This is a genomic window from Comamonas sp. JUb58, from assembly GCF_004364775.1.
Taxonomy (GTDB): domain Bacteria; phylum Pseudomonadota; class Gammaproteobacteria; order Burkholderiales; family Burkholderiaceae_C; genus Comamonas.
In genome coordinates this window covers 1-5,093 of sequence record NZ_SOAL01000046.1, presented here as the reverse complement: position 1 = coordinate 5,093, position 5,093 = coordinate 1, and the positions used below count along the sequence as shown (strand labels likewise).

The 5,093-nt window shown below is 53.1% G+C and carries 3 protein-coding genes and 1 riboswitch; all 3 genes read right to left on the bottom strand.

What is annotated here, in order from left to right:
* Window positions 1-169: 169 nt before the first annotated feature.
* Entirely contained in the window at window positions 170-1,165 is a 996-nt protein-coding gene (locus EDF71_RS24725; RefSeq protein WP_133859173.1) for a DUF808 domain-containing protein, read from the bottom strand.
* 440 nt (window positions 1,166-1,605) lie between these two features.
* Window positions 1,606-2,175 (bottom strand): manganese efflux pump MntP, encoded by a 570-nt coding sequence (gene mntP, locus EDF71_RS24720; RefSeq protein WP_133859172.1) that lies wholly within the window; start codon window positions 2,173-2,175, stop codon window positions 1,606-1,608.
* 17 nt (window positions 2,176-2,192) lie between these two features.
* A riboswitch (yybP-ykoY riboswitch) is annotated at window positions 2,193-2,358 on the bottom strand.
* A 1,217-nt stretch (window positions 2,359-3,575) separates the two neighbouring features.
* On the bottom strand, window positions 3,576-5,093 hold a 1,518-nt coding region (locus EDF71_RS24710; protein WP_208301135.1), incomplete at its 5' end, for an RHS repeat-associated core domain-containing protein.

Here is a 5,093-nt window from a genome sequence, read left to right as displayed (position 1 = left end):
GAGCACTTGTTCCTCCTGATTGCCGTTGAATCAGGCCTTAGGGTACTCAAGCGTTCGCCAGTCATCCACGGAATTCAGCGATGAACCTAAAAAAAGGCGGCCCGCTGTTGCGATGCCGCCTTCTAGCCGTTGCTGCAACCGCATCCCAGGGATGCGGCGCTGCCAGGGATCAGTGCCCGCGCAGCTTGTGCCAGGCCTCTACCGCCAGCACCACCAGGCCGCCAATGGCCGCACCGACGACCACATGCACCAGGGTGGGCGCCAGCAAAGCAACGACACCGCCCATAGGCGTCACCGTGCTCTGCAGCCAGTGCTCGATTGGGCCCATGCCATGCACCAGCAGGCTACCTCCCACCATGAACATCGCAGCGGTGCCCACAATCGACAAACCACGCATCAGCCAAGGCGTAAACGCAATCAGGCCCCGGCCCAAGGCCTTGGCAGCGGCGCTGGTCTTGCGCATCAGCCACATGCCCACATCGTCCATGCGCACAATGCCGGCCACCAGGCCGTAGACAAACACCGTGATCGCCAGTGCCACAGCAACCAGCACCGCAAACTGCTCGGCAATCGGCTTGCTGGCAACGGTGCCCAGCGCAATCGCCATGATCTCGGCCGACAGGATGAAGTCGGTGCGCACGGCACCGGCCACCTTGGCCTTTTCATAGGCGACCGGGTCCATGTTCTTCTCGCTGGCGGCCTTGACCGATGAAGGGGCCACCCCCATTTGCGCGGCCTGCTCCGATTCCTTGACGGCATCGTGGGCGTGCTGGGGCTTGTGGAACAGGCTCAGCACCTTCTCCACGCCCTCAAAACACAGAAAAGCGCCGCCAATCATCAACAGCGGCGTGATCAGCCAGGGCGCAAAGGCGCTGATCAGCAGCGCGGCAGGCACCAAAATGGCCTTGTTCTTCAGCGAGCCCTTGGCCACGGCCCAGACCACCGGTAGCTCGCGGTTGGCCTTGACGCCGGTCACCTGCTCGGCGTTCAGCGCCAGGTCATCGCCTAGCACCCCCGCCGTCTTTTGCACCGCCACCTTGGTCTGCGTGGCCACATCGTCCAGAATGGCCGTGCTTTTGCCCGCAGCCGTCTTGGTCATCAGCGCCACATCGTCAAGCAAGGTCGCAATATCATCGAGCAACATCAACAAACCAGCACCTGCCATTACGCACTCCCTGTCTAAATTCGGTGGCAAATCATAGCGATTTCGCAAAGCAATGCCGTGTCAGGCCCCGTAAAACGGTGATTTCTACGTTTTGTTGGAGCTTGTTCACAAAACTTTATGCAGGCCTTGTCAACAACTTCGGCGCGCGGCCCGTTGTACACCCATCTACACCAGAAAGGTGAAAGGACTGAAATGACTGAAGTGTTTGCTATTTGGCCTGAAGACGAACGTGACCGTAAGCGTGCTCCTGCCCGCTTCTGATACCAGCGCAGCTTGCCAGCGGTTGAGCCAGAACTAAAAACCCGGCACCCGCATTAGCTGCAAGCGCACTGTTCTCTCTCACTTTAGCCCCGCTCTGCGGGGCTTTGTTTTGCCTGTAGCCACCCTCTTACAGTGCAAGCCAGCAAGCCCTCTGCAGTGGCAGCAGAGGGCTTTCGTTTTTATACGGCAACCATGTGCTCGTACAGGATCAGCGAGCCAATCGCGATCAGCACGACACCACCCACCGCTTCGGCCCAGCGGCCGGTGATATTGCCCAGCACGCGGCCCACCATCACACCCAAGGTCACCATCGCAAAGGTCGCAAAGCCAATGCTCAGCGCGACCACGGTGATGTTCACATCCAGAAATGCCAGGCCCACGCCCACCGCCATCGCATCGATGCTGGTGGCAAAGCCGGTGGCCACCAGCAGCCAGAAGCCATGGCGCGCAGGCCGACTCATCTCGGGCTCATCGGCGCTTTTGAAAGCACCCAGCACCATGCGGCCACCCAGCACCAGCAGCAGCACAAAGGCAATCCAGTGGTCCCAGGCCTTCACATAGTCGGCAGCGGCATAGCCCAGCGCCCAGCCCACCAGCGGCGTGATGGCTTCGATGACACCAAAGATCAGGCCGGTGCGCAGCGCCTCCGACCAACGGGGTTTGACAAGGGCAGAGCCTTTGCCAATCGCGGCGGCAAAGGCATCGGTAGACATGGCAAGCGCCAACAGGGAAATGGAAGCAGCGTTCATCGGAGGTTCTTCTAGGACAGTCGGGCATGAGCACAACGGCATGCCACCACTGCCCGACCGAGGTCGTGCTGGCATGCCGATGGTCTCGCCAACCGAAGAACGGATGTCTGCGCCACAGCATGCGAAATGCCGAGTATGTTGACGCAGACGCTTCCAGCGCGGAAGCAGGCTACTCCCCAAGGGAGCCCGCAGTCTAAACGCTGCGCAGCGCTTTGCGGCGCAAGGCCCCAAAGGCGCCAAGCTCTTTAGGAATGGATCGCATTTCCATCTCTGCATGCGAAGAATCGAAACCAATCTCAGCTATACACCCTGCGCGCAAAACAACTGCTGTGACTGCGCAATGGAGTTCCCATCCCGCTTAATTAGTGATTGCAACGATTCTCAGCGATCATTCAAGTTCACGGGCTTTTGCGTTGATTGGATTGACTCCAATTATTTTGAATCAAGCTAGATAATTCTCATACTCAGTTTAGGATCTACTCTCATCCACTTACCTGAAAGTCCTCAATATTAATAGATTTGCAATTCCGAAAAAAATTGGCATCAACATAATTAGGGCACCAATCAAATAAGTCTTGTAGACATAAGGAAGATTGACAAGGAACAAAAAAACTACCAGACCCAAACACAAATTCAATGCAGATAAAACCTTACCTTTTTTGCTGGATTTTATTAAAAATTGCAAAGATATTGCAATTAACCAAAAAACTATTGCCCCCAGCCCCATGACTGCAACCAAAGGGTCACCAGATGCAATAGCGTTTACCTCCATCAATCCAATTAATGAGAATATTATTTTTCGCATTTGCATCCTATTTTAAATCCTGCAACATTATTGCTTTTTTAAGCCTGTCATGCATTGGTTATGCACCGCCCGCACATTGCCTTAGGCACCTAATTGCACCGCCTAGCCCAACCCACAGTCTTCCCGGATCAAGGTAATGAGCGTCCCCGAGCGCCGCAGAGGTATTGACGGATCTCGGTCTTTTTGCAGCCTCTGCCGCCTTTGGCCGCCGCGGGCATTACTACAACCATCATCTAAATTAATATTCCATCAATACCCTCAGCGATTCTTTATTGCAAATTTTATTTGCATCCAAACATAGACAACTAGCACGGTCAAATTAATCAAAGAGAACATCCAAATAAAAAATTTGAATCGAGAGAATGGAACTTGTGCAGAAACCACCAAATCCAAAATAAAGCATATTATAAATACACATATAGATTTAAATCTTTCTCCATATTTTAACTTGGTGAATATTGCAAAGATTACCAAAAAATAGATAAAATAATTAAATGCATAACTATATATTACGGAAACATCGCCTAAAGCATGAGCATTACCGAAACTAAAAGCAATACCCAAAATGCATGCAAATATTATTTGCGCGAATCTTTTAGTCACACTGACAAGAAAATCCATTTATATCGCCTTTTTTAAATGATTCCCATGCCTGCTTAGTTTTTTGGAAAAGCGCGCCATTCTCATCCGGAAGAGTCAACTCCTTTTTTACGTGATCCCACTGTTCGGGCTTGGTTTCATCGCCAGTCCATACTTGAAATCCTGAATGTGATGGAGATGTAGCATCTTGGATTGCATGCAATGCAGCACCAAAATGAAAGAAGGCATCATCCAATTTCCCTTCAGACTTTGCGTTCAATGCCTTCTGTGCTTGCTCTTTTATATAAGCATTCGTCGCCGCACATGCTTCTGCTTTAGATTGACCTGGGCGTCTCATCGCGTGCATATGCGTAAATTCTAACGTTTGGTGTTGTGCGCTGTCAGCCCAAACATGCCCTCTAGCAACAGCAGATAGCTGAGATTGAGTGATCTCATTTCCAAAAACCAAATATCCTGCTCTTTGATGCACATAGAAACCTTTTTGAGATGCCCATAATCCTAGTGGGTCTATAGAAGAAAGGGGTGTTAAGGGGTAGATTGACAAGTTCACCCCACCCAGAAATCCGACAGGATCTTGGTTTATATAGCCACCAACATCTGATTCATAATACCGATGCCGGTTGTAATAAAGCCCCGTATCCTCATCCGCATGCTGCCCCGGCAGCCGAATCGGCTGGTACAGCTCACCCGGGTTGTGCTCCGCCCGCACATTCCCCCAGGCATCTAATTGCACCGCCCAGTCCAGTCGGCTGTCTTCCCTGATCAGCGCATTAGGCGTTCCCAGGTGATCGCAGAGGTAGTGGCGAATCTCGACTTTTTCTGCGGCTTCTTTGCGCTGGTCGCTCAACGTTTGCTCGTACTCCTGCAGCTGCTCACGCATAAAGATCTGCACATCCTTGGACATGGACTGAAAGGCGATGTTCTGGGGCAGCGTGGCGCTGAGCTCTTTGATATCTGCCAGGGCTTTGCGCAGGGCGTCTTGCACCACGCCTGGTGAGGTGTTGGCCAGCAGTTGTTCGCCTAGGTCTAGGGGAGCTTTGTTTGCTCTGCGTAGTTGGATGAGCGGGGTAAACGACCCAGGCTCATAGATGGTGTGGATGACTTCGGGTTGGGCTGCGCCGTCTTTATCTTTGACGTTGGCGCTGTTGAACCGCTCGGTGTGGATCAGGCGGTCCCCATCCCAGCCGAAGTAGTCTGCTTCGCGGACTTCACCTGTTTCTGAATCGGCCGGATCGCTGTACTTGGCGAGACGCCTCCCAAATGCGTCATAGCGGTAATGCTGGATGATCTGTGTTCCGTTGTCGCTAACACGCACCCTCACCAACTGATTGCCACTGTCATACATCAGCTCCAACTTGCGGCCCGTGGCCTCGTCCAAGCTTTGGGTGCGATTGCCTCGGCTGTCGTACTGGTAGTGGATCTTTGCCCCTTGGCTGCTCGCGTCTTCCTGGTTCTCGTAATAGGCCACACGGTTACCGGCCCAGCGTTTGCTGGTGTGCAGGGGCTGGTGGAG

Bases quoted from the DNA above. Each gene is read 5' to 3' on its own strand.
- mntP (WP_133859172.1), bottom strand. From the start codon at position 2,175: ATGAACGCTGCTTCCATTTCCCTGTTGGCGCTTGCCATGTCTACCGAT.
- EDF71_RS24725 (WP_133859173.1), bottom strand. From the start codon at position 1,165: ATGGCAGGTGCTGGTTTGTTGATGTTGCTCGATGATATTGCGACCTTG.